At 44.3% G+C, this 26,110-nt stretch carries 18 protein-coding genes; 1 reads left to right on the forward strand and 17 read right to left on the reverse strand.

Annotation, left to right across the window (positions count from 1 at the left end; genetic code table 11):
- Positions 1 to 6: 6 nt before the first annotated feature.
- The 7 genes from MHB64_RS22835 to MHB64_RS22865 all read right to left on the reverse strand — a co-directional run bounded on the left by MHB64_RS22835 (position 7) and on the right by MHB64_RS22865 (position 9,382).
- Positions 7 to 2,556 carry a beta-mannosidase gene (locus tag MHB64_RS22835; protein ID WP_341136113.1) on the reverse strand — a complete coding sequence of 850 codons (2,550 nt, stop codon included), beginning with the start codon at positions 2,554 to 2,556 and terminating at the stop codon, positions 7 to 9.
- A gap of 67 nt (positions 2,557 to 2,623) precedes the next feature.
- A complete protein-coding gene (locus tag MHB64_RS22840; RefSeq protein ID WP_094869462.1) occupies positions 2,624 to 3,685 on the reverse strand; it encodes a BtaManbiosPhlase in 1,062 nt (353 codons plus the stop codon).
- A gap of 36 nt (positions 3,686 to 3,721) precedes the next feature.
- Positions 3,722 to 4,666, reverse strand: coding sequence for an MTP-1 family protein (locus MHB64_RS22845; RefSeq protein WP_445671620.1), 945 nt, complete (start codon positions 4,664 to 4,666; stop codon positions 3,722 to 3,724).
- Positions 4,667 to 4,683: 17 nt separating this feature from the next.
- Complete coding sequence (locus MHB64_RS22850) at positions 4,684 to 6,339, reverse strand: alpha-glucosidase (RefSeq protein ID WP_341135430.1); 1,656 nt, start codon at positions 6,337 to 6,339, stop codon at positions 4,684 to 4,686.
- Positions 6,340 to 6,361: 22 nt separating this feature from the next.
- On the reverse strand, positions 6,362 to 7,201 hold the full coding sequence (locus MHB64_RS22855; protein WP_076284699.1) for a carbohydrate ABC transporter permease: 840 nt from the start codon (positions 7,199 to 7,201) through the stop codon (positions 6,362 to 6,364).
- Positions 7,188 to 8,066: a carbohydrate ABC transporter permease gene (locus MHB64_RS22860; RefSeq protein WP_179283670.1), complete on the reverse strand. Its 879-nt coding sequence runs from the start codon at positions 8,064 to 8,066 to the stop codon at positions 7,188 to 7,190. The genes MHB64_RS22855 and MHB64_RS22860 overlap by 14 nt, the downstream gene beginning before the upstream one ends.
- Positions 8,067 to 8,068: 2 nt before the next feature.
- Positions 8,069 to 9,382 (reverse strand): ABC transporter substrate-binding protein, encoded by a 1,314-nt coding sequence (locus tag MHB64_RS22865; RefSeq protein WP_341135431.1) that lies wholly within the window; start codon positions 9,380 to 9,382, stop codon positions 8,069 to 8,071.
- Between the two features lie 345 nt (positions 9,383 to 9,727).
- Here MHB64_RS22865 and MHB64_RS22870 point away from each other — a divergent pair, with 345 nt between their 5' ends.
- Positions 9,728 to 10,738 (forward strand): LacI family DNA-binding transcriptional regulator, encoded by a 1,011-nt coding sequence (locus tag MHB64_RS22870; RefSeq protein ID WP_094869466.1) that lies wholly within the window; start codon positions 9,728 to 9,730, stop codon positions 10,736 to 10,738.
- A gap of 173 nt (positions 10,739 to 10,911) precedes the next feature.
- Here the strand turns inward: MHB64_RS22870 and MHB64_RS22875 are convergent, their stop codons facing one another.
- The 10 genes from MHB64_RS22875 to MHB64_RS22920 all read right to left on the reverse strand — a co-directional run bounded on the left by MHB64_RS22875 (position 10,912) and on the right by MHB64_RS22920 (position 26,051).
- The gene (locus tag MHB64_RS22875; RefSeq protein ID WP_341135432.1) at positions 10,912 to 12,027 is read right to left on the reverse strand and encodes a glycoside hydrolase family 88 protein; all 1,116 of its coding nucleotides are present in this window, start codon (positions 12,025 to 12,027) and stop codon (positions 10,912 to 10,914) included.
- On the reverse strand, positions 12,017 to 13,987 hold the full coding sequence (locus MHB64_RS22880; RefSeq protein WP_341135433.1) for a DUF2264 domain-containing protein: 1,971 nt from the start codon (positions 13,985 to 13,987) through the stop codon (positions 12,017 to 12,019). The genes MHB64_RS22875 and MHB64_RS22880 overlap by 11 nt, the downstream gene beginning before the upstream one ends.
- A complete protein-coding gene (locus MHB64_RS22885; RefSeq protein WP_094869469.1) occupies positions 13,908 to 15,506 on the reverse strand; it encodes a response regulator transcription factor in 1,599 nt (532 codons plus the stop codon). Before MHB64_RS22885 ends, MHB64_RS22880 begins: the two co-directional genes overlap by 80 nt.
- Positions 15,481 to 17,253 carry a cache domain-containing sensor histidine kinase gene (locus MHB64_RS22890; RefSeq protein WP_094876952.1) on the reverse strand — a complete coding sequence of 591 codons (1,773 nt, stop codon included), beginning with the start codon at positions 17,251 to 17,253 and terminating at the stop codon, positions 15,481 to 15,483. Before MHB64_RS22890 ends, MHB64_RS22885 begins: the two co-directional genes overlap by 26 nt.
- Positions 17,254 to 17,385: 132 nt before the next feature.
- The gene (locus MHB64_RS22895; RefSeq protein WP_094869470.1) at positions 17,386 to 18,750 is read right to left on the reverse strand and encodes an ABC transporter substrate-binding protein; all 1,365 of its coding nucleotides are present in this window, start codon (positions 18,748 to 18,750) and stop codon (positions 17,386 to 17,388) included.
- A gap of 139 nt (positions 18,751 to 18,889) precedes the next feature.
- The gene (locus MHB64_RS22900) at positions 18,890 to 19,672 is read right to left on the reverse strand and encodes a carbohydrate ABC transporter permease (protein WP_094869525.1); all 783 of its coding nucleotides are present in this window, start codon (positions 19,670 to 19,672) and stop codon (positions 18,890 to 18,892) included.
- Between the two features lie 63 nt (positions 19,673 to 19,735).
- Positions 19,736 to 20,635 carry a carbohydrate ABC transporter permease gene (locus tag MHB64_RS22905; protein ID WP_094869471.1) on the reverse strand — a complete coding sequence of 300 codons (900 nt, stop codon included), beginning with the start codon at positions 20,633 to 20,635 and terminating at the stop codon, positions 19,736 to 19,738.
- A 293-nt stretch (positions 20,636 to 20,928) separates the two neighbouring features.
- Entirely contained in the window at positions 20,929 to 22,311 is a 1,383-nt protein-coding gene (locus MHB64_RS22910) for an MATE family efflux transporter (RefSeq protein WP_341135434.1), read from the reverse strand.
- Positions 22,312 to 22,329: 18 nt separating this feature from the next.
- On the reverse strand, positions 22,330 to 22,761 hold the full coding sequence (locus tag MHB64_RS22915; protein WP_341135435.1) for a MarR family winged helix-turn-helix transcriptional regulator: 432 nt from the start codon (positions 22,759 to 22,761) through the stop codon (positions 22,330 to 22,332).
- Positions 22,762 to 23,120: 359 nt separating this feature from the next.
- Positions 23,121 to 26,051, reverse strand: a complete 2,931-nt coding sequence (locus tag MHB64_RS22920; protein WP_341135436.1) for an insulinase family protein — start codon at positions 26,049 to 26,051, stop codon at positions 23,121 to 23,123.
- Positions 26,052 to 26,110 lie beyond the last annotated feature (59 nt).

Genomic DNA, 26,110 nt, shown 5'->3' on the forward strand with positions numbered 1-26,110 from the left:
TTTTTGTTAACCCGCATCATTCATTGCCGTTACACGTAAAGTCTCCCAAGGCAGTGCCCCGGCATCCACATGATGCACACGAACTGTCTTCTCCTCACCCGGAATCAGATCAAAGAAATTATCGTCCATGATCACCCAAGGTGCATCCAGTTCGATCATCACCATCCGGGCAACGCGATCTGAGATCAAGTGGATATGTCCTTTCGCTTCATCCACGGAGATCTGAACATGTGCGGGTTGATAATCCATATCCTTATAGTCTCTTAAATAGAGTACATAATCTTCTGTTACCCGTTTCTTCGAACGAAGTACGACCACAACCTCGCCAGCGCTATGTTGCTGCAGTACCTCAGCTTCAGTTAACTTGGCAAAATTAACTTTACTGTTCGAATCAACGGTAACATCGAATGTACGCTGATATACAATTGTACCATCCATCCGATAGATCGTTAATTCCGCCTCATCCTGATAAGCTTCGCAGCGATCATTGAGAGCCCATAACTGCAGCAGTCCATTCGGATCATGATCCACACATAAGAGTACCGGTGCAAAGAATTTACGCGCATAGTGGTAGCTCGCCTTTGGTAAACCATAATAATCGATAACAGACCAGCTTGTTCCCGGCCAGCAATCATTGAACTGCCAGAATAAAGCCCCGCTTGTATCCGGCTTATTACGGCGGTAATGCTCAATGCCATACCTCAATCCCTCTGCCTGGGTCAGCATGGAGAATTGAATATATTCATTGATATCCTTCGGAACGCCTGTATAACCTTCCATGAGCATAATGCCCTTAGGATAATGGACATCTTTATTACGATACTTCATTTCATCGCTATCCCAATAGAACTGATTGTCCGGCATGTTCTTTGCTAAGGTGTAACGATTGGAAGCGGCATGCAGCCCGAATTCACTGGCAAATTTCGTGAAGTCTGACTTGAATCGTTTGAACGATATCCCTTCAACACTATAATCCTGTGTCTGCGGTTCACCAAACTGACGCGGCTCATTATTCCCATGCCAGACTTGCCAGTTATGGGTATCGCCCACCTCACGTGAATTGTGATCATTGCCGCCAAAAGGCGAGCTAGGCCAAAACGTTCGCGATGGATCAAGTTGCTCTAGTACTGCGGGCATGAGCTCATGATAAATTTTTTCTCCATAAAAGGGATGTGTGATCTCGCCGTTAGAGGACAGTGCCTCATACAACCAATCATTCTCGTTATTCCCACACCATAGAGCAAGACTCGTACGACTGCGAAGACGTTTTACGACCTGCTCAATTTCGCGGTGAACATTATTCATAAAATTACGATTGTAATCTGGATACAACGCACAAGCGAACATGAAGTCCTGCCAGATTAAAATTCCTAACCGATCACATTCATCAAAGAAGATATCCCGCTCATAAATGCCTCCACCCCAAGCGCGAATCATATTCATATTGGCATCCTTGGCCATCTGAAGCAGATGTGTATAGCGGCTGTCTGGCACGGTCGCAATAAAGCTATCAATAGGGATCCAATTTGCACCTTTAGCAAAAACCTTAACCCCGTTCAATACAAAAGTGAAAGCATGGCGCCCTTCTTCATCCAGCTGCATCAACTCGATCTTTCGAATCCCAAATGGCTGCTCATAGGTATCTATTTGCTCCCCATCAGCAAATAACGTAACGCGTAGATGATATAAGAAAGGCGTTCCTAGATCATGGGTCCACCATAAGTTCGGATCCGTCACTTGCAAGGTAACTGAATGATGAAGCGTACGCGCTGTAATCGCACCGTCAACTGTAATCCCTCCAATCTTATCCAAAGAGACATGTTCTTCCGCAACACGCTCTGTACCTTCTAAAAGTTCCACACGCGCCGTATACGAACATCCGCGATCAAAGGCATGTGCGCATAAATCCACATCAACAACACCCACTTGACCCTCTACCGAAGTTGTTCGAGCAAACACATGATCTAAATGTGCATGACGGTGTTTAATCAAATGCACCTCTTTCCAAATGCCTGCACAGACCAGACGCGGACCCCAGTCCCAGCCAAAATGACTCTGTGCTTTACGTGTCCAGATCCGTTTCTTACTAAAGCCTGACCAATAATATTGAACCTTATCACCTGCATGTACATGAATAGGATCAAATTTTACGGCAAGCGTATTTTTCCCTTTATTTAATTCACGGGTTACATCAAATGAATGGCTAATGAACATATTATCTGTTGATCCAAGCTCCACACCGTTGAGATATACGGTTGCATAGGTATCTAACCCTTCGAATAATAGCTCCATCTTCTCACCAGGTTTAAGATCAGAATCGTATGAAAAGACCGTACGATACCACCATACCTTTTCTTCAATCCAACGACATTTCTGATCTTGGTGGCCAAAGAAAGGATCATCAATAATGCCTTTCTCCCGAAGCGTCGTATGGATGTCACCGGGCACTGAGGTGGTCATCCAGAAATAATCAATAAACTCTGGCGATGCAACTTCAAGATCCCGGGCTTCCCCCACATGAAAATCACGAAGTTTCCAGTTTTCAGTTAATTTAATGTTCATTCTCTTCATCCTCTCTCCCAAATTAAAACGCCAAAACCACTTCGGTTTTGACGTTTTATTGTTATACGTATATCAAGCTATCTAAAATTTCTTGTACACTAAGTTCTGCGCAAGCCATTGATGTATCCGCGACTCCGTAATACATTTTTACAACATCGTCTTCCACGAGTGCACCGCAAGAGAATACAACATCGCCGAAGAATCCGTTCTTCTCATAATCCGCTTCCGGCTCCATGATAGGAGCATTGGAACGTGCAATCACCTTCGAGGGATCATTGAGATCTAATAGGACTGCCCCCATGCAATAACGATGTTCCAGTGTGGCTCCATGATACAGCTCCAACCAGCCTTTATCAGTCTTGAATGGAACCGCACCGCCGCCAATCCGGCCGCTATCCCACATCCCCTCACGCAAACCGATCAGATGCTTATGGTTACCCCAATATAATAAGTTGTCCGATTCTGCGATCCATATTTCCGGATCTCCCGTGCTTTTCGTTGTTGGACGGTGCAATGCATAATATTTGCCGTTAATTTTCTCCGGGAAAATCAATACGTCTTTATTATCCGGCCCAAAGATCATGCCGTGGTGAGTTACATTCACGAAATCTCTAGTGGATACCAGCGATTCTCCAACGCCCACAGGGGAGACTGCCGAGAAATAAATATAATAGGTATCCCCAATTTGGGTTACCCGAGGATCTTCTACCCCGAAGGTCTCCAGTGAATTGGAAGGGTACACAAATGGCTTCTCATCCACCGTAAAATGATGTCCATCCTTACTTCGAGCGATTCGGATATAAGATAATGAAGTCAAGTACTGAAATGTAGCACTAGCGGATTTATTTTTGATCACACGCGGATCAGAGAAGTCGAAGCGCTCATCATCTGTATCCAGATCCAAAATATCCAATTCATTGGTCTCCGGATTATAAATCGGAGCTTTCACAATTTTTGGATCCTTGCTAATTGGGCGTTCTGCTACACGGAGAAACATTAATATTTCACCATTATAGCTAGCAATACCGGCATTAAATGCACCAATCACTTCAAAGTCATCGTGATACGGCTTAACGTCTGCCGGTGTAATAAGTGGATTTTGTTCATAACGATAGATTTTCATGTTGTAATAACTCCCTTAACCAAATGGATTTCATGTTTACAAAATTTCAAATTGAGCAAATGGATCAGGGATTGTCGCACGTTGTGCTTCCGCATCGCTGATTCCTGCATATATGTTAGCTGTACCGTCTTCATGACGTACGAGCCCGCCGCTGAATACAACATCCTCCAAATCAGGCCGTTTCGTGGCACCTGGCAAGAACTGATTGCGTACAGCGATTAATTGAATATCTGAATATTCACCCGTTGCCGGATCGATAGCGAATACCATCGGGTAATAGTGACGATCGCCCGCATCATCAAAAGAAGCGATATGCCCAAGAACACCGAGCAGTCCGTTCTTTAGCAAGTGTGCTTCATTCGCACCGCCCCACTCTTCATCAACAAACTGTCCATCCAATAACGGTGTTTCTTCGATCAATGGAATGGATAACGCTTCTAACGATGCAATGCGGGTAAAGCCGATTTTACCGCGTCCTCCTTTATCTCCTTGAGGGCGGGTCAGTACTCCGATGCTATCTTTCAGATCCACTAGGCGCAGATCTTTCATGCCATCCGGTCCTTTAAAGAATGGTTCTAAGCTCGCGATGTTCTTCCCGCGGTAGAATACTGTACGCCACATTAAGGCATCAGCCTTTACCGGATGTGGATAAATTTGAACGCCGCCAACTATCAATTCGCCATTAATTTTCGTAAAAAAAGGATCTTGAAGTTCAAGGGTAGGCGCTCCTTCACGGGGTATCCATTGTCCATCACGTTCGACAAAAAAGACGACATCGGAATGCTCGCTGTCACGGGATTCAACCCGACCCGCGATCACCCACTCACCCTCATCTTGGAATGGAGCTGTAATATTGTAGACATCTTTATGATCTACACCTGTGAATGTTAACTTCTGTGTATTGGTTACGGATACGTCCTTCATCGCGTATTCCATAAGCAGTTGTTCACATGTCTTCACAGCATTCTTGAGCAGTTTCATAATAATAAAATTCCTCTCTAGTCAAATAATAGCGGCGCACGCATCCATATTGCGGCTTCATTCGGCAACAGCGTTACCAAGTCTGTGCCGCTCACTATCTCTCGGCGGCTCGATAATATATTAATTGCTTGCCCATCCAGCAGCTCACTAGGATCAATCTGTATGCTCTGATTATCGTAATTCAAGGCTACGAGCGCTCTGGTATTGGTTTCTTTCAATGTTCTTACATATAAAATAAGATTGCCTCTGCGTTCCAGCACGTCATAATCCCCGAATTGAAATACATCCTGTGTATTGCGCAAGTGGAGAAGCTTTTTATAATAATGTAATAATGAATTCGGTTGATTGCTTTCGGACTCCACGTTTAATTGCTGATAATTTGGACCCAGGCCAATCCATGGTGTTCCTGACGTAAACCCGCCATGTGGACTTGCGTTCCATTGCATTGGGGAGCGAGATGCATCTCTTCCCTTTGCATTCGCAATTTCCAGGGCTTCCATTGGAGTTGTCCCCCGCTGTAGTGCGATTTCATATGCCTTCAATCCTTGGATGTCCCGCATATCTTCCAGCTTATGGGCTACGAAATTCCGCATCCCAATCTCTTCACCGAAATATAAGAAAGGTACCCCTTTTGCGGTCAAGGCCAACGTTGCCATAAGGCGGGCCCGTTCTTCCTCAATCTCCGCGTCCCCTTCACCAAAACGCGAAATTACGCGGTCCATATCATGACTACCGAAGAATAACGTTGGAATCTGATCTGCACGGTGCATCTTCTCCATCGTCTTAAGCTCGGCGAACAAATTCTCTGGACTAAATTCCTTCTGGCTTCCCAGATTGAAATTAAAGACCACATCAAACTTACCCGTTCCGCTGTAACGCTTCAGCATGTCCATATCTTCAGAGCCGACTTCACCTACCATGAACATTCCGCTATGCGCATGAACAAACCTGCTAATTTCCTCGATGGCATCCATAATTCCATGTTGATTCTGATCATGTACATGCTTCTGCTCACCCGTTACTTCATCCATCGGGTTATCCGGGAATTGATCGGACACCGATAAGAAGTTGATAACATCTAACCGGAAGCCACTTATGCCTTTGCCCAGCCAATAAGCCATAACATCCTTCATCGCTTCTTTAACTTCGGGATTTGCCCAGTTCAAATCGACCTGTTCTTTCGCAAACCCATGATAGTAATACTGTTCTGTTGCAGCATCCCATTCCCACGCGGTTCCACCAAAAAACGATTCCCAGTTATTAGGTACGCCGCCGTTCACAGCGTCCTTCCAAATGTACCAATCCCGCTTCGGGTTCGTCCTTGAAGATCGCGATTCCTTGAACCATGCATGCTCTGAAGACGTATGATTCAGGACAAGATCGGCAATCACTCTGATCCCGCGAGCCTTCGCTTCCTGAATAAACCGTTCGAAATCTTCCATCGTTCCAAAGTCTGGATCAATCTGACAATAATCTGCAATGTCATACCCGTTATCTACTTTAGGAGACTTATAGAACGGCGTTAGCCAAATCCCCCCGATGCCAAGTTCCCGCAAATAATCCAGCTTGGAAGTAAGACCTTCGAAATCACCAATCCCATCCCCATTGCTATCACAGAAGCTTGGCATATACACTTCATAGAATACCGTCCCTTTCCACCACGGCTGTTCCAACCGATACCCCTCCTGTGCAGACCTATTTCAAGTTAAATTGCATGCCTTCCTGGAACTTCTTGCCGAAAATAATGAACAAAATAATGATTGGCAAGGTGAGCATCACTGCACCGGCATACATCGGACCCGGATACGATTGATACGGACCAAACATCTGAGATAATAAAACGTTCAATGTTAGCATGCCGTCACTTCGGACGACGATCATATCCCATAGGAGCTCTGTCCAACGTTCCATTAGCAGGAATAGGAATACAACGGTCGTAATGGACTTCGACATCGGCATCATAATCTTATACAGGATTTTGAAATCGGATGCCCCATCCAGCTTGGCGGCTTCAATGAAGGCGTCGGGCACCGCCTTAAAGAAGTTGGTGTACATGAAGATCCCCCATAAACTCATCGCCTTGGGAATAATGAGCGCCCAATACGTATCGAACAGTCCTACTTTTTGAATAATCAAAAAGTTAGGGATGATCAGAATGATTGCCGGGAAGAACATATGAAACAACACAAAGTTGTTAATAGAGTCTCTCCCGCGGAATTTCAGCTTCGCCAACGCATAAGCTACCATAATCGCGAACATCATCATTAAGGCTGTAGATACCAAAGAAACGAACACACTGTTAAAGAAGGCGTGAATCCATGGTCTTGTAATCCCGGTCTCACCACCTGTAAAGAGCCATTGATACGAGCGCAGCGTAAATTTCGTCGGTATCAGCTTCCGGTCTACCTGTGACCAATCTGCAAGTGAATTCAATACCATATATAAATAGGGGAATACCATAATCACAAGCAGTACGATCGCAATCAGATAGCGGATCGACAGCCGGAGCTTGATGTTTGAATTAGACCCAACCATTGCGCTTACCCCACATTTCCAGAATTTTTCGGATTACGAATATAGATATAAATGTCGCAACCGCAGCCATAATCGCGATAGCTGACGCGTAACCTGCCTGCAGGTTCTTAAATGCTTGACTGTATATTTCCATTTGCCATGTATTCGTTGCGTAGTTTGGTCCGCCGCCTGTTAATTGGTAGACCTCAGTAAAGATACCGAATGTTGCACCGAAGGATAAAATTAAGGTTGTATAAATCGCAGGGTAAAGCAAAGGCAACGTAATCTTCCAGAACCTTTGGCTGTCCTTCACGCCATCAATTGCCGCTGCTTCATATACTTCCTGATCAATGCTTTCTAAACCTGAAGTAAGAATTAACGCATAGTAACCGGTAAATTTCCAAGCCATAATCATCGCAACGACGAACAATGCCGAGAAAGATCCGCCGAGCCAGTCAATATCAAGACCTAACCGTTCCCTTAGAAACGTCTGAACAGGACTTGTATGTGACAAAAAGCCTTTAACAATAAGGGATGCAACAACCCCTGAGGATAGGTAAGGCAAGAAGAATCCAATAAGAAATACCGTTTTTAATTTAGGCAAGCCTTTTACAATTACCGCTACAAAAAGCGACATGGCTGTGACAATCGGTACAAATACGATCATAAATTTGTACGTTACCCAAAATGCCGATCTTACCCCTGGTGTGCCTAATGCTTTGGTAAAGTTTTTGAATCCAACAAAATCATAAGTTGGTGAAATCAAGTCCCAGTTAGTAAAAGACAAATATAAAGACCAGATAAGCGGGCCCAAGAAAAACACAGTCGAAAAAATAAGGTAAGGGCTGGCAAAAAGCCAGCCTAACCGATTATTATTTTTTTCAATCATTATTGAAGTTCCCCTTCAATCGCCTTCTTCATATTGTCCCAACCCGTTTTTGGATCAATCTCACCACGAACGATTTTGTTAAAGGCCTCTTGACCAATAAAGGTTTGCAATTCGTTGAATTTCGGATTGTCCATGGATGGAACAGCATTCGGGATTGCTTTTGCATACTCTTGCAATACAGGCGTTTTTTCAAATACTGGTTTAAATACTTCATTTGTACCTACATCATCACGTGCTGGAGGCAAGTTAGTTTCTTGGAAAAAGGCAACATCATTTTGGTCATCCGAGTAAACCCACTTGATGAATTCTATTGCAGCAGCTTGTTGCGCTGGACTTGCCGAAGCATAGATAACAATTCCTTTAGCATCCGCAAATGTTTTTGCATGCGCTGGATCCATACCGTCAGGAACAGGAGGCAATGTTACTTCAAAGTTTTCCTTGTACTGAAGCTCTGGATATTTCTCAGCCCATGTGCTGAATGTCCAAGGTCCTACATCCGTAAATACGCCCACTCCATTTTCAAAAGGTTCTGTTACATTCTGAGACAACAGCCCTTTCTCCTTACGAAGATTGTCCACGAAAGTAAGAACGTCTACACCAGCTTTTTCATCGCCAACAAATTGGCTGCCTTCAATGAATTTGTTGCCATCTGAAGCTGCATTGTACAGCATAAAGAAGTCGAACCATCTTTTCCAAGAGGTAGGGTCTGCTAAGTCAGGTTTCGCCCAAAGATATTTATCCGGGTATTTTGCTTTTAATTTTTTCGTTGCCTCAATCACTTCACTGTATGTTCTTGGAACTTCGTTCACACCAGCTTCTTTCAAAATATCCGTTCTCCATCCGAACAACATTGCATTGGAGTAGATTGGAAGAACATATTGATGGCCATCGGCAAATTCCCAAGGCTCAATCGTTTTGGTCATATTACGTTTTGTCACAATATCATTGAAGCCAGCAATCGTATCCAATGGAACTAACGCTTTGCTGTTCGCAAGTTGTGCTGCAAAACCACGGCTAATATTCTCAGTCATCGTCGGAGCGCTTCCACCCGCGATTGCGGCTTGGATACTTGCCTCAGAAGTAGGGGACTCCTTGATCGCACTTACGTTAATTTTCACCTTAGGGTTAACAGTCTCATACTCTTTGGCGATTTTCTGCCAATATGCTTGTTGAGTCGGGTTAGGTGCAGCCCAGAACTCAATAGTTGTTACTCCATCAGCTGAAGTGCCTGAATTACCGCTCTTTGATCCACAACCGGCAAGAATCGTGAATACAAGCGTAAGTGCAAGCATTACTGAAAGCTTCTTCTTCATAAAATAAACCCTCCCTGAGTATCGATGCACATCAGTGCAGCATTTTGTAATTCCTAGATATAATTTTGTAACGTTACAAAACTAAACAAATATATACCTGTAAGCAGCTTTGTAAGCGTTACAATTGCTATTATTATAGTTTTTAGCGAAAATGTCAACCTGTTATTCGAGTGTTAATGAAAAATACACAATTAACTACATTACAAATTACCTTTACTTATATAGTTTGTAATGTTAAAATAATTTATTGTTGTAATGTAGTTTTACAGCATAATCTTTAGTATTATGAGAGACAGTATGGAAGAATATTCATTACACTTCTAATTAGAAAGGACGTATCTTCGCATGAAGGTGAAGGTGACAATGCAAGATATCGCCGATCGATTGAATATATCAAAGAACTCTGTTTCTCAGGCTCTGTCCGGTAAAGACGGTGTGAGTGAGGAAACGAGACAATTAATTATCGATACTGCGAATGAAATGGGTTACACCTATTCGCGAGGGCGCAAAAGCACAGAAGAAGAAGCTGGAACCTTTGTCATTTTGGCATCAGAATTTGCATTTTCCAAACGTAATTTTTTCGGAGAAATTTATTTGAGTATTGAGAAGGAAGCAGCGAAGCGGAATAAGCGTATGGTTATTCAATCTATTGATCATCACGCTTCCGAACAATTGATTCTGCCTCCTATATTATTTGATCCTTCTGTAGAAGGAATCTTGATTTTGTCCCATATTACGACCCCGTATATTCAAGCAGTGACGGGCACAGGGATTCCCACCGTGTTAATTGATCATCATCACCCTGATCTTAAGGCCGATAGTATTCTCACCAATAATCGTTATGCCGCTTATACAGCGGTGCAGCATTTAATTGGATTGGGACATACCCGTATTGGATTCATCGGCAATATTCAATTCTCACCAAGCTATTACGAGCGTTTAGAAGGTTATCGCCTGGCTCTATACCAATCTGCCATTGAATACAACCCAATATGGGTGTTCGATCATGCCATTGAAGAAATGGATGATGTGTTCAACGCTGTACAAAAGTTGGATAAGCAGCCTACGGCTTGGTTCTGTGTCAATGACGGCTTGGGGTTCTTGATCAATTCCGTGATGTACAAGCTTGGGTATCAGATCCCCCAAGATGTATCTATTGTGAGCTTTGATAATGGACAGTTATCACGGATAACAACTCCTTTGACTACAACGATGGATGTAGATTTGTCTTACTTTGGACGAAAAGCTATAGAACAGCTCTTCTGGCGCATCGATCATCCCGAGGAGCCTTTCATAGAAATTCTCCTTCCTACCCATCTGATCATTAGGGAATCCACACAACATCCAAATACATAATCAGTTCTTATAGACAGGAATGTTGTATGGAGAATAATATACGCACATCACAAAAAGGGAGAGTCCCACAAGCCATGAAACGGCTGTGGAACTCTCCCTTTATTCTCAGATTAGGATGTATGTTGACGCTCGTTGTGGTCACTACGTGAATGAACCGTTGTTCCATTCTTCTACTACCAATACCCGCGGATTCCGGTCTGCATACGGATCAGTGCTTCCAAATAATAATAGTCTCCCCAAATCATGTGACCATCCGGCACACGTCCACCTCTGACATGATAAGAACCATGCTTTAGAAGCCCCTCCGCCTCCGGATTTCCAGAGGTCGCATAATGTTCCACCAAGGATTTCATGCTGCGGAGTAAGGCATCTTCATAAACAGCACGGTCCGGGTCATCTGCATCTAGAAGATCCAACAGCTCTATTAGACCGGAAGCCGCAATGGCCGAAGCCGAGCTGTCGCGAGGCGTACCCGCTTCCACTGGCACATCAAAATCCCAATACGCCACATTATCCTCTGGAAGATGGCTGATAAAGTAATGGGCCAGACTTTTAGAGGTATTAAGAAAGTCTTCCTCTCGTGTATAACGATAAGCTAGAGCAAATCCATATATTCCCCAGGCTTGCCCCCGTGTCCAAGTCGACCCATCCTCATAGCCTTGATGTGTTCCTCCACGAATTGCATTTCCAGTGACCGGATCAAAATAAAACGTATGGTAAGAGGAAGCATCGCCGCGCACAAGAAATTTCTGACTCTTTAGCGCATGCTGGAGAGCTATATCATAATAGCGATTGTCCCCCGTTTCCTCTGTCGCCCAGAACAGCAGCGGCAAATTCATCAAGCAATCAATAATAATGCGTCCCGCATTTTCCGGGTCATTCTCCAAGCCCCATGCCTGAAGAATCCCGGCTGGTTCACGCCAGCGCTTGCATAGCGTATCCGCAGCTTGTAGACCGACAGCCCGTGCCGCTTCGCTGCCTGTTATTTTCCACTCCGCTACAGCAGTAAGTGAATATAAGAAACCTATATCATGATGATCCAACGCAATATGATGATCCAAACGATGCTTGAAGTCACCTAACCAAGAGGCTGCCGCCTCCTTATAGCTTGGATCTTTGCTATATTCATAAGCAAGCCACATCATCCCTACATAAAATCCTTCTATCCAATCATCATTGTCTCCCCATTCGTACTGTTGTCCCTCTGCTATATGAGGCAGTTTGCCCGGATGGTTAGCAATATTTCTCTTAATTTTGTGAATCGCATCCTCAATCGCCTTATTCCACATCTTTGTTTCTCCTTTCCGATAAGTCAGCAGTATAGAGCAGTTCACCGTTACAGGAATCGTATACAGAAATCCTTCCATCCGAATGCTGCTTAATAATTGGTGGCAAAGCTAGTGCTGACTGGTTCTCTGGCGTATTCGTTGCTCCGAAGACAGCAGACATCAATACCTGATCTCCGGGCTCCAATCGAGTACACAAGCTAGGAAGAAGTGTCCGCGGCTTCAGCAGGTTGGTATTGGGTTCAGGATACACGCACTCTGCCCGGTCAAAGCCGTTTAGCATATGTATAGCACTTATTCCCCAAGGCATTTGCACGGAAACGGCCGTGTTAGTTACATTAATGCTTTCCCGTTCACTACGTGAGAAGCCAGCAGACTGGCCAATAGCAAATCCACCTTCTGCTAGATCTAGATGCCGAGCACTATGAATGCTGTGAATACGGACATGCCATAAACCTGCCGGAATAATCCATGTCTCCACTTGTACATCACTCCAGGGATGCCAGCGGGAATATACATAACGCTCTCCAATTTCCCACATTTCACAAAATCTGCGTACCCGGTAATGTTCATCGCATTCGCACAGTGCCAGCGTAGAGTCGTAAGCGCCTTGAACCAACCCGTAACCCGCCTTCGGTACACTAAAGCCGAACAGCGTAGAGTAAGCAAACTTGGAATATTTAGCTGCGCTATGGGCCATATCAAAGTTCGCCATCTGACCAGAGGTATAGGCAATAACATGCTTATTTCCTTCCGGACGACTCACCAGCATACGCGCCTCTTGGAGAGCCCGTAGCTCTTTCAATTCAGGTAGCGGCTCTTCCTCTGCCTGCCAGAAAGGATGATCGTCCGGCAAGGCTAGAATGAGATTAGCTTTAAAGGCCCAATACGGTGATCCGGGGGCATTGTAGTTCTCCGTCATTACCAGATTCGGGTAAGCATATCCGATACTTAGTAATCCGTCTATTCCCACAATAGGCTTCTCAAACCACCAACGAAAATGACGCATTATAATTCCTTTGAGAACGCCATATGAGAAAGGAAGCACCTCGGCATACACCAGCGCACTCCAGAAAGAGACCTGTGCAAAACGATAGGTCAGACTACGTCCGAAAGGAATCGCACTTCCGTCCTCAGCAAACCAATACATAAAATCCTTGGCAAATTGCGCGGATCTTTCCCGGTAAACTGCAGCCCTCTGAGGATCATCCTCCGCCATCAATTTAGCATATATCAGCGTATAATAATGCATAGCAAAAGCAATATAATAGTCTCTCTGATCGGTCAGCCCATCGGAATACCATCCATCACTCAAGTAGTAGGTGTCAATCTTCTCCAGATAATCATCCATGATCTCTTGATCGTAGGGCAATCCGACTTTCTTAAAGCCCACATTGACAAGAACCGTGAACATCAGCCAGTTATTCGGATTCGAGCGATCCACATGATTGATCTGGTTCAACCAGTTATATACCTGCATTTTCTGAACATCACTCAATGGTTCCCACAGCTTATGCGGCGCAAGAGCAAGCCCCAGTCCCAGGACGGCTTGTTCCACCATACGCTGGTCTTTGGTCGAGAATTCACCCCAATATTCTTCATGCTCCGGGTCAGTCCCGTTAATGATCCCCTCTAGAAACATCGGCCAGAGCGCACTTTCTCCTCCACCGCTGGCATGGGGAACAAGCCCCCATAAAGGACGGGCAAAGGCTTCCATAAGCGCAGTCGCTTCATTATATATAGATCCTGTAGCTCCCATCTCGATTCCTGCATGACCAGCAGTAAATCGTTGCTCTAGCGGAGCATACAGATCATTTAAGAACAGCTGTAATTCATTTTTAGTACCCTTCAGTTCCACAGTAATGGTCCCTCCCAATCCAAACTCAATGCCAAGCCGCATATTCACTAGGCCGCATGCCCATTTCTCGCTTAAACAGCTTGATGAAATAACTTTTGTTCGCATATCCCAGATATTCGGAAATCTCTTCTACAGTCTTTCCAGACTGATTAAGCAGTTCTTTTGCCTTCTGAAGCTTTAGCATATTTACATATTCAATGAAATTCTGGTTCGTTTCCCTTTTGAAGAGGCGACTGAAATAGCTGGCATTCAAGTTCAAGCGTCCTGCCATGTCCTCTAGCGTTATTTTCTCCGTTACATGACTAATCACGAACTGCTGGGCTTTGATGACCTCACTCCGTTTGGACTTGATGGAGAACATACTTATTTTCCGTGCTAATTCCTCCAAGTACTGAACCAGCCAATCTTCCAAATGCTCCAGGGTTTCAATGTCACCCACCACATTAAACAGCTTCTCTTCAGCCATAGGCAATGGAGATTGCAACAGCTGTTTCGTCTTCATTTGCAAGTCCATCAGCAAGCGAAGCACACATTCCTTAACTTCATTGGGATGGAACTTTTGCGAGGCCACCCATTCTCTCCATTCCTTGATATGAACACGAAGCTCTATTTCCCTGTTCAAGGCAATATCATCATTGATAACAGCGTAAATGCTTCCATATTGGGCATAAATATCTTCCTTTGAAAAGCAAATCTCTTCAAAACGGTGAATTCCTGCTGTTGGCAGATAAAAGCGTTGGGTCTTCTCCCTTAGCATCCGCTGTAATGTCCCACGAATTTCTTCAGGACTGCGCGCCTCAGCGCCAAATAGGCAGGAGACAGACAGCTTAAGATATTTTTGCACGGCTGCAGCTGCATTTTGCATTGAATGATAGATCACTTGGTGGTCTTTAGAAGGCTTGTCACTGCAAAAAAGAATGACAATTTCCTTATGACTATATCTCGAAATAAACAGACTGTGATCAGCCTCAAGCACTTCCTGCATGATATTCTCAACTGCAAAAGAAATCGTATATTCACTCATTCGGCGTACCCTCGAAACTTCCTCAGGGCGGTTAATCACAATAAGCACCGGAATATAGTTCTTAGCATGGATCATAATTCCGTTTGACCGGGCTTGCTCGATCCAAGCCTCCTTGTCCCAGGACTGGTACAAGGTATCTTTTAGAAACTTTTCCTTCAGCGCGGCGCGGTTTTGAGACTGTTTTTGCTTATATACCAGCATCTCCGTATGCCGCTGCCTGTTCAGGCCCACTTCCGTTACAAGGGTTCTAAGGGCATGCTGCAGCTGATCGATATCCAGAGATTCCTTTAAAATATATTCCCCCACGTTAAGCTTAAGTGCCTGCTGAGCGTACTTGAATTCGTTGTGGCAGGAGAGAATGATCGCACGGATTCCAGGGTTCACCGCTCTGAATTTCTCAAGCATCTCTAGTCCGTTCATCTTGGGCATTCCAATATCGGTAATAATCAGATCCGGTGGATTCTGCTGTGCTTTTTCCCAAGCCTCGAGACCGCTATAATAACACCCGATGAGTTCAATCCCGAGCTCACTCCAAGGCACAGCCTGCGACAAATAACGGATCACCGGATAGTCATCATCCACCAAAATTGCCGTCAGCATTCACCACACCCACCTTTCCATCATCCAGAGGAAACTCCAAACAAATCTCCGTCCCCACATCAGGTTCGCTTTGAATATTCAGCTTGAAAGCAGCGCCGTAAATCATACTGAGGCGTTGGGCCACATTGCGTAAGCCTATGCCGGAGAACCCTCTTCTGTCCTCATCTGCAATTTGTTCGCTGCTGTATGCGGTTTCACGAAGTCTTGTTAAATTCTCCGCCGACATGCCGATGCCATTATCCTTAATCGTGATAACCAGCATTCCCGAAGTTGCCACAATATGAGCTTCAATAAAGATCTCACCACCAAATTGCTCGAAACCATGGATGATCGCATTCTCGATCATAGGCTGAATCATAAACCGAGGCACCAGTGCTTCAGCAGTTCCATCTGCTAAATCCATTTCCAGCCTGACCTGATTGGCATGGCGAAAATTCATCAAAGTCACATAATGAGATATCGTATCTGTCTCCTCACGAAGCGGGATAAACTCATTGTCTCTGTTAAAGGTCATACGGAGCAAAGACGACAACGAACCAATTAACTCGGCGTTCTCCTTGTCTCCTTGCATCAGAATATTTAACCGGATCGAATTCAACAGATTAAACATAAAGTGCGGATTGATCTGTGCCTGCAGCATTTCCAGTTCAGCTTTTCTTTTTCCTGTTTGCTCATAGGTGATCTGTTCAATCATGGACTCGATTCGATCTAGCATTTGGTCAATGGTACGGGCCAGCTGTGCCGCCTCATTATTCCCACGGATTAGTGAACGTTCATCCAATTGACCACGGCCTATTCGCTTTACAAAAGCACTTAATTTCACGATGGGCTGAGTCAGCTTAGAGATTAGAACAGTTAAGAGAACGGAAAACAAGGTAAAGAATAGAATTTGCACGGCTAAGCTGATAAATAAAATCTGCTTATTCTTCGATAAGGCATCCTTCAATGGAATAATGCTTACCATCCGCCATTTGTTACTGCTCAGTTCCTGGTCTACATATAAGAATTTCTCCCCGTTAATTTCGACAGTATCAAGCTCGCCATCCTTTTTCCGCCACGTCATCGTTTCACCTATTCGGGCCTTGTCAGCATGCGAGACTACAGTTCCCTTGTCATCCAAAAGCATCATCTCTTTGCCATTGTCATTGTTCAGGTAAGGGCGGAGTTTGCGCTCATTGATGTTGATAATCATATATCCGATCGTGCTGCTGGAGGTTGATTGAATGGGTCTTGCAATGGTTACCCAATCCACTGAACTCTTATCCGAGTAATTATAGTAAGTATCGTGTTCCGCTTTCCAATAGGTCGAGATAGGTTGAATTTTTTTCAGAAGCGACATCCACTGCTCGTTATAAAAGGTTGAAGGATTAAAGTCACTATAAGGATAGCTGGTATAAATAAATCCATTCTTTCCGATTAGCGTTACTTTCAAATATTCTGTCAGAACGAACATATCATCCAGCATCCGTGACATACGGTTATACTGGATGATATGCTTCGCTGAACGGAGTGTCTCTGGATCAGCAGACATCATCTGCCTAATTTCGCTGTTCTGAAGCACAAAATTGGACTGCTCCAGCGTTTGTTCAAAAATGGCATTCATATTGGCACTGGACGCATTGAGAGACTCTCTTGCGCTGCCAACGGCCTTCTCCAGAATCAGATCCCGGGTTAAGTAATCTGTAACCATGTAAATGCAGACTAGCGGGATCAGTACGCAGATCATTGAAGACCAGACAAGTTTCATTCGAAGTGATTGATGCTTTCTAAACACGGATGACAGGCCCCATATCTGTTTTAAATTTGGAGCAGGAGGCAGAGATGCTTTCCTGCCCCCACATTATAAGCCCCCTTGGGGAAGCGTACAATCAGTCTCCGCCTACTTTCCGCTGTTGTTCTGAACGACCTCCGAAATTTTCTTATCGATATTGGTAACAGTGACATCCAGATCCTGTTGGCCAAGGAGATACATCTCCGCTTCTGGAATAACGTTGTTCTTAGCTTCATCCGCATATTTAGCCGGAACTTGCGTCGCACCAGGATTCGAGTTCTCCATTGTAAATTTCAATGAATCAACATCTATCTTAGATGGATCCTTAGAACCACTTACAATCGTATCGACCAATTTGTTCGTGTCCGATTTCGCCCAGCCAGAGAAGACACGTCCGCCGATTTCCAGCCCTTCTGAGGTATACCAGCGTACAAAGGTGTAAGCAGCTTCCTTATGCTTGGATTTAGCAGCTATCCCCATATAGGTTGGCTGAACAGGTGAGTAATGTTTGCTCTCACTATCCAGTCGAGGGATCGGCGCAAACGCGGTAACGAAAGTTGCTGGAATGGCATCCGTTCCACCCGATTCCGCAACCATCCAGTCACCCATCGGAAGCATCGCTGCTAAACCGTTAAAATACTGATTCCGGTAGGCAAGCTTCTGCGAAATAATATCCTCGTAAGGAGTAGCACTCTTATCTTCGTACATCATTTTCTTCATCATCTGCAGATTAGCCTTAAATTGCGGGTCCAGGGCATTGGAGGTTCCGTCAGATTTCAGGAAAGTATTATCCTCTGGTTTACTCATTAGCTGGAGCTGGAAATAATCCGGCCAATTATGCAGATATGCGCCAAAACGCTTCGTTGCACCCTCACCCTTAGTCAATTTCTTGGCATACTCTTCGAAATCCGCCCAAGTCCAGTCGGTCGGAACCGGCAGGCCCGCCTCATCTAGCATTTCTTTGTTAAGAAGCACGAACCAGCGCTGCATAGATGACGGTAACGCATAGACTTTGCCATTGACCGTAGTATCCACTAGATATTCATCGGAGAGCTTATACCCTTCTTTCTGAATATATTCGTCCATCGGTGCTAACACACCGATATCTGCACGCTGCGAATAGTTGGTATACGGCAATTCGACAATATCCAGCGGGTCACTTGCAGCGGCCATCAAATCCAGCTTCTGCATGGAGGCAACAGAGTCGCCTTTTTCATTTAGCAGATCCACTTCTACATGAATGTCGGGATGCGCCTTCTCAAACTCCGCAATAATCGTGCTCCACTTCGCTTTAGCTTCTGTCTGCCAGGTGCTCAGCTTCAGCGTAACCTTCTCTGCTGCAGGCTCCTTATTTCCACCAGTGTCAGGCGCATTTGTCGCTCCTGCATTATTTGTTTTCGCATTTCCACCGCATGCGGTGAGTGACAACGCCATTGATGAGATCATAAGCACGGATAATAATTTCTTTTTCATATAGACCCTCCTATAAATGTGTTGGGCATACCTCGTCTTACAGCTAGTGCTATGTAACTGCTTACAAGAACATCCTAACATGCAGGATAGATGAGGAAAGTTCTCATATTCTACCGAAGAGAAACTATTTTGACTTTTATTATCCTTTCACACCGCCGAGGGCAATCCCCTCAATAACCTGCTTCTGACCAAGAGCAAAAATAATCAGCAGCGGCAGTATTGCGGACACCGCACCAGCCATCATAAGGGAATAGACATCCCCGTATTGGTCCCCAAACAACCGAATACCTAACTGAATAGTAAACAGTTCTTTAGACTTCAAAAAAATGAGTGGATACTGATAGTCGTTCCAGGTCCAGATAAAACGTAGAATAGCATAAGTAGCAACAGCAGGACGGATCAGCGGAAAGGCAATTTGTAGAAACGAACGAAAATGACCTGCTCCATCTATCCGCGCGGATTCAAGATACTCGTTGTTTACCCCCATAAAAAATTGCTTGAGCATAAACGCACCAATAATACTAAAACTGTTAATTAAGATCAACCCTAAATGTGTATCAATCAGATTCAACCAGTTAAACAGCAGAAACTGCGGAACCAGCGAAGCCTGTGGAGGAACCATGTAAAGGGCCAATACAACTATAAACATTGCATCTCTACCCGGAAAACGCAGCTTGGAGAACCCGTAAGCCGCCAATGCGCATATCAGCACATTAATTATAGTCGTAGCCAACGTAATATAAATGGAATTTCCGTAATAACGAGCGAAATCACCGGACCAAACCTGTTTGTAATTTTCAATAAGATTCCACTGCTGAGGCAACCATTCTATTGGAAAATTAAACACATCTTTCTCCAGTTTAAAGGAAGTGGATAACATCCATAGAAAGGGTAAAAGAAATGCGATACCTAGCAGTCCCATTGCGATTGTCCAGATGGTTCTGGATAGAAGCTCTTTTCTCACTGTAATTTCTCCTTTCCGCCTTTAATAATTGACCCATTTTTTTTGCGCTAACATCTGCAGGGCTGTAATGATCAGGCAGATGAGGAACAGGACAAGTGCCATGCTAGAAGCATAACCCGTCTTCAATTGATTGAAGGCAGTGTCATACAGCTCATAGACAATAACGGTCGTGGAGTTAGCCGGTCCGCCCTGTGTCAGTACTTGTATGAGATCAAAGATTTTAAAGGAGCCGATGACCCCTGTAACCAGCAGGAAAAAGGTAGTTGGCGAAATGCAGGGAACCGTGATATTGCGGAATTTCCGCCAGACATTGGCACCGTCAATATCAGCCGCTTCATAAAGATCCTTCGGAATACTCTGTAAACCCGCGATAAAAATAATAATGTTGTACCCGAGCTGAATCCAAATCTGGATCATCATCAGCGACGGCAGCGCATAATGGATATCAGCCAGCCATTTGGGTGGAGAATCCCATCCCAGCGACATCAGAAATTGATTGACAGGCCCTAGGGAAGGATGAAACATAACCTGCCAAACCATAGCGATGGCAACTACACTGGAAATGTAGGGAAGGAAGTAAATCACTTTAAATAAATCCTTCAGGAAAACCTGTTTATCAATCAGGATAGCTAACAGCAGAGCAACGATGATCGTAACCGGTACTGTAATAATAAAGAGCAAATTGTTCAGCAAGCTTTTCATAAAGGCATCATCATGAAACAGCCTTATGAAATTATCGAAACCCGCGAACTTAATCCCCCCTAGACCAGCTACAAAGTTCCAGTTCGTGAAGCTTAATAATAGTGAACCCAGGACAGGGATCAAGGTCAAGATGATCAGCCCCAACATTAGTGGAGTGACGAATAAATACCCAGCGATCGCTTCGCGCGTATCCATTTTAAGATGAAATTTTCGTATCATAATTCTCCTCCTTTACTTATCCCTAATTGTAGAAAAAGTAAGCATTGATCATAAGAACTATAATTGTTCATTTTGGAACTAATTTTACCGATCCTTCGGTCATGAAACCTTCTAGATAACCAAGTATAAACACCTTTAGCGTCCTTATAAGGACGCCAAAGGTGTTTATACGAGAAATATAAGACATAAAGTATATTGTAAAACTTATACTTTTTTATATTTGCAAAAAAAGCGCGAGCCACGCTCCCGCCATCCACTATATTTCTATGCTTTTACGTAAAGCAAAGCTTTTGTTACACCGACGCAACCTCTACAATATCTTTTCCATCCCCACCCGTGCTTTTAAGCTTTTTACTAAAAATGATAAACAAGATGACACCCATCAAGCTCGTTATAACTTCTGTTATGGTCATTGACCAGATCACGCCATGAAGTCCAAAGACAGAATGTAACACGATAATCATAGGGATAAACAATACGCCTTGTGTGATGGCCATAATGTTAGTTGGTATCCCCTGTCCGGTCGCTTGAAAAACACTCATAAACAAACCTGTAAAACCATTAAATAAAGCAGAGATTAACATGGCTACCAAAATATAAGTTCCCATACTTAACACGGAAGGGTCATTAGAGAAGAAATGCAAGATCGTTCCTCTAAACAAAAACACTAGACCTACAAAGACAAATGCAATGCCTCCGATATAGGCAAAAGCATGTTTAATCGTTGATTTAAGTCTCGCCATATTTTGACTAGCAAAGTTAAATGCAAATAGTGGAATCAAACCTAAGAATAAGCCCATGGATAAAAATTCCGGAACTTGCACAATTCTTAAGGCCACACCAAATCCAGCAACCACATTCTCTCCATATTGAATTGCGAAGTTATTTAACAAAAGCGTGCTCACAATCACAAAACTAAATTGCAATAACTCCGATACTCCTATTTTGTATACTTCTAATTGATCTCGTACAGATATCTTGAAATGCTTCAAAAATCCCCTTAAATGCTCACTTTTCGTTTCTAAAAAATACACATAATAAATCGCGGAACCCACATTCGCTAAAACCATCGCCAACGCAGCACCTGCCACATGCCACTTCAGCACAAGAATAAAGAGTGGATCGAAAATTAAACTTAAAGCCGTACTGATGAAGATCCCGTACATCGATTCTTTGGAGGCACCTTCGGAACGGACTAGCTGTTCCAAGGCAAAATTAAGCACAATGACGAATCCACCGGCGAAAAGAGTCAAAGCATAAGCCTTAGTAAAGGCTAGAGTAGCAGCATCTGCGCCTAGTAATCGCGTAATTGGATCCATCGCTAACATCGCTAGTAGAGCAATAAGAATACCCACTATAATGCTTCCATAAAAAGTGTATCCGGCAACCTTCTTTCCCTTCTCCGTATCCTTTTGCCCCACGAGCCTTGTAATAAATGTTCCACCACCTACGCCAAGCATATTCCCAAAGGCCATTAAGACTGTGAAAATGGGTAGACCCAGCGTAATGGCAGTCAGCATACTAGTATTGTGAAGTAACCCAATGAAATAAGCATTGATTACATTATAGATGGTACCTACAGACATCCCGATCATCATAGGAATGGATAAATGAGCTATTGCCTTCTTGATCGGCGCCGATTCTAAATAATATTGATTGGAGACTTCGGTTTTCATGATTAATCCTCCGAACGTTTATAGACTTGAGTTAACTTTTTGTAGTAAAGACTTTAAGTTTGCTGTTTCTTCCGGACTGAGTGTTTTTGTAATACTTGCTTCTACCTCAGAGAAAATCTCATTGAACTCCTCGACCAAAAGAGCACCCTTTTCCAAAACAAAAATACTCTTCTGCCGTTCATCATTCTCAGGTGTGACACGCTTGATATAGCCTTTCTTTTCTAACCCTTGAAGCATACTGGTGATACTCGCTCCTTTTCGATTAAAGACTTCCGCCAAATCCTTTTGGATCACACCTTTTTCTTGATGCTCAAAAATATAGCCAATCATGCGTCCTTGCTGAGAATTCAGCCCTAGCTCATTCAGCCTGGCATCAGCTGTACTTTTTAGTTTCATCCCGATCTCTCGAATCAAATTAGAAAATGGTGTGTTTTCAACGGGTTTTCTCATTGTTATTTCCTCCGCATTCGCATTAGTTAGAACTCTAAGTAACATCATTATCATAATAGTTAGAACCCTAACTGTCAAGGTTCTAACTAAATGAGTTCACTTTAATTTTTTTCCAACAAGGTGAGTACGTGACTATGGTGAATGTTTGGACTTCCGGCCGCTGTTGTCCCCAAATTTCCGGATTGTATACCGCTCCACAGTTGAAATCCGGTGACAAAGGCGGTCACTAACGCTCCTACAGTTCCAAAATTCCCCTACGCCACTATTCCTTGTAAAAATGTTTTTTAGTCCAACATAAAAAAACTCCTCTCCAGCCCTTGTCGAGTAGACAGGTTCTGAAGAGGAGTCATTAGAGAGCGTTACTTCACAAGCTCCTCTAAACTTCCGAATAATGCTTTTGACGATTTCAGCTTTGAAGCATTGCCGACCACCGTGAAATAATTTTGTTCCGTCACAGCCTTAAGTAAATCGGTGTACTGTCTGATATCTTCCGGTGTTGTCGACAAGATTTCATCCCGTTCTTGCTGCATCTCGGCCTCTATCACCTGTTCAAAATAATGTCTGTCCGCCCGCCGTCCCTGTGCACTGGGACTCAGCGGCTGATCCAGCATGGACAAGGTGCCGATAATTGCTTTGGTCATCTCGTCGGAATCTGCTTCATATCCCTCAACAAAGCGGTACGCCTGATCATAAACCTCCAGCGTCTCCTGCAAATTCGGATCACGGTAGGAAGTGAACATCATCATCCCATCTCTGCGCAGAACCAGGTTCCCGCCATACGCACCACCCTTCACACGCACGGCATTCCACAGATAGGTAAGACTCATGATTTTCTTGAGCACCTGCATTTTCCCTGAATATGTGAATCCTAGTTTAGTGAAGTCGTATCCCTTAACCACATATTGCACCTGGCTGGAAGACATGAATCCTTCATTGTCCGCATGTCCCTGCGCCGTAATCTTAGGCCTATTTACTACTGGTCGATCCTGGATACCCAGCTTCGCTGCATTAGCGACGAATTCTTCATACAAGTCAGGTGTTCCCGTCACGCTGATAATCAGATTGTTTTTATTGAACAAATCCCCACAAATGCCCTTCAGTATGTCTGCTACCTGAGCTCCCTGCTGATCGAACGTCTCGGCAAGCTCCCGTATAAAGCGGTAATAAGTAACGCCGCCCTGTTGTTCCTGATACGCACCCATATCCGAGAAATAGGACATCAGACGGCTAGCCGCAATCTCATTCCCTCTTTGATTCAGAATGGATTCCATCTGCGAGGCTTCCCGGCGGACAATTTCCTGTAGCTTGGTCAGATTATCGAGCGCACTTGTATAGAGTATCTCTCGCAGTAGGTCCAGTGATTCACCGATATGCCCCGCCATCACTTTCACCAGCGCAGAGAATTTAGGCTGATAACCCGCCCCCGCAGCTTTTGCAGCGCCAAACAGCTCATTTCTGAAATATATGCCTCCGGTTTTGATCCCGATTTCACTGGTGAGCTCTTTAATAGCGTAAGAGGCAGTCTCCATTTGGCCCAATACCTCTGCCAGTAGCACCATATAAGGAATTCGTTCAGGAGCTACAACATCCGTATTCCAATAAAGTTTGCAGTAAGCAATCTTATGGGTAGCTACCTCATGGTGGATCACCTTAATGCCCTCATGGATTTGTTCATGGGTCGGCACCTGTGGTTCTACGCTGCGGTTAATATCCTGTAAAGACAAGCTCGGTAGCTTCTGCAAGTCTTCAGCTGCATCCGCATGACTCTGCCGCGCCAGAAGATGCTGTGTACTCAGAACAAGCTGCTCCAGCTGATCGGGTTTCAGTGACGCTTTGTATTCATTCAATTGATGCTGAGTAGCTGCTTCCTTTTCCGCTGCGATCGTCTTGGACGGGTTCAGTACCACCACACTGCAATGATCACTGTTCAGTAAATAGTCCTCAATCAGCTTCTCAAAATAACGGTCCGCAAGCTTTTCCCGAATGGCCGTGAGCACCTCTTCATAGCGCATGTGAGTAGTCGGCTGACCGTCATAGAGCCAGGACTTCATCACTTCGATATTGTAAGTAAGACCCTTCGGATACTGGTTAAAGTCCGCTTCCCGCAGTTCAAATTCCTTACTGTTGACCGCTGCCAGCACCAGCTTCTCATCTAGTCCGTCCTCCGCCAAACGCTTTAATGTAGTCTTCACCAGCTCCACGAAGGCATCTTTGGAGGAAGCATTGGAATGCGTCAGCGTAATACCAAGCAGCGGTTGAACCATACTGTCGGAATAAAAAGCAAACGCGTCTTTGCCCAGTCCGCTTTCGAGCAAGGCTTGCTTGAGCGGAGCTGCGTTGCTGTCCATCAGCATGCTTTTTAAAATATCAAAGGAGAGGTTCAGCTCCCGATCTGTAGACTCTCCAATCACATAATTTAGACTCAAATAAGTTTTGTCTGTGGCTGCTTCTGCTTCCAGAATCGGATAATCCGCTACCAGCTCCGTCATTCCAATGGGCTGTTGTAGGGGAATGGAAGTATCGAAGCTGTTATGTTCATAATGACTGAGATATTCCTGGTCTATAAATTGCAGCTTTTCTTCAATATTAACATCTCCGTAGAGATAAAAATAACTGTTGGACGGATGATAATAATTGCTATGCGCTTTAAGAAACTGCTCATACGTTAGCGCAGGAATCTCCTGTGGATCTCCACCTGAGGAATGGCGGTAAATCGTATCCGGATATAATGATTTTTTGATTCGGTCCATCAAAACCGTAGTCGGCGAGGAATATGAACCCTTCATCTCGTTATAAACCACGCCTTTATAGATTAACTCATCTTCGGGATGCTGAAGCTCGTAATGCCAGCCTTCTTGCTCAAAAATTTCTTGTTGCTTATAAATATTCGGTTGAAAAACACTATCCAGATAAACCTCCACCAAATTGGAGAAGTCCTGATCGTTCCGGCTCGCTACTGGATACATCGTCTTATCCCCAAACGTAAATGCATTCAGGAACGTCTGCATTGAACCTTTCAGTAGTTCTACAAAAGGTTCCTTGACCGGATATTTCTCTGAACCACATAATACGGAATGCTCCAAAATATGAAAGACCCCCGTACTATCTTCAGGCGGGGTCCTGAAGCTTACGCTAAATACCTTGTTGTCATCCTGATTCTGCACGAACAGCAGCCTGGCGCCGCTCTTCAGATGCTCCAGCGTGAATACGTTGGATTCGTTCTCCCGGATAAATTCCTCATTAACGACCTGAAATCCATAATAAGTGTTCCCTGTGATCAAACGGCTCATAGATTTCCCTCCTCTGTTTAGGGATATGATAACTCTACATGAGCTTATCATATCCCTGG

This window comes from Paenibacillus sp. FSL K6-2859, from assembly GCF_038008265.1.
Lineage (GTDB): Bacteria > Bacillota > Bacilli > Paenibacillales > Paenibacillaceae > Paenibacillus_AQ > Paenibacillus_AQ nitricinens.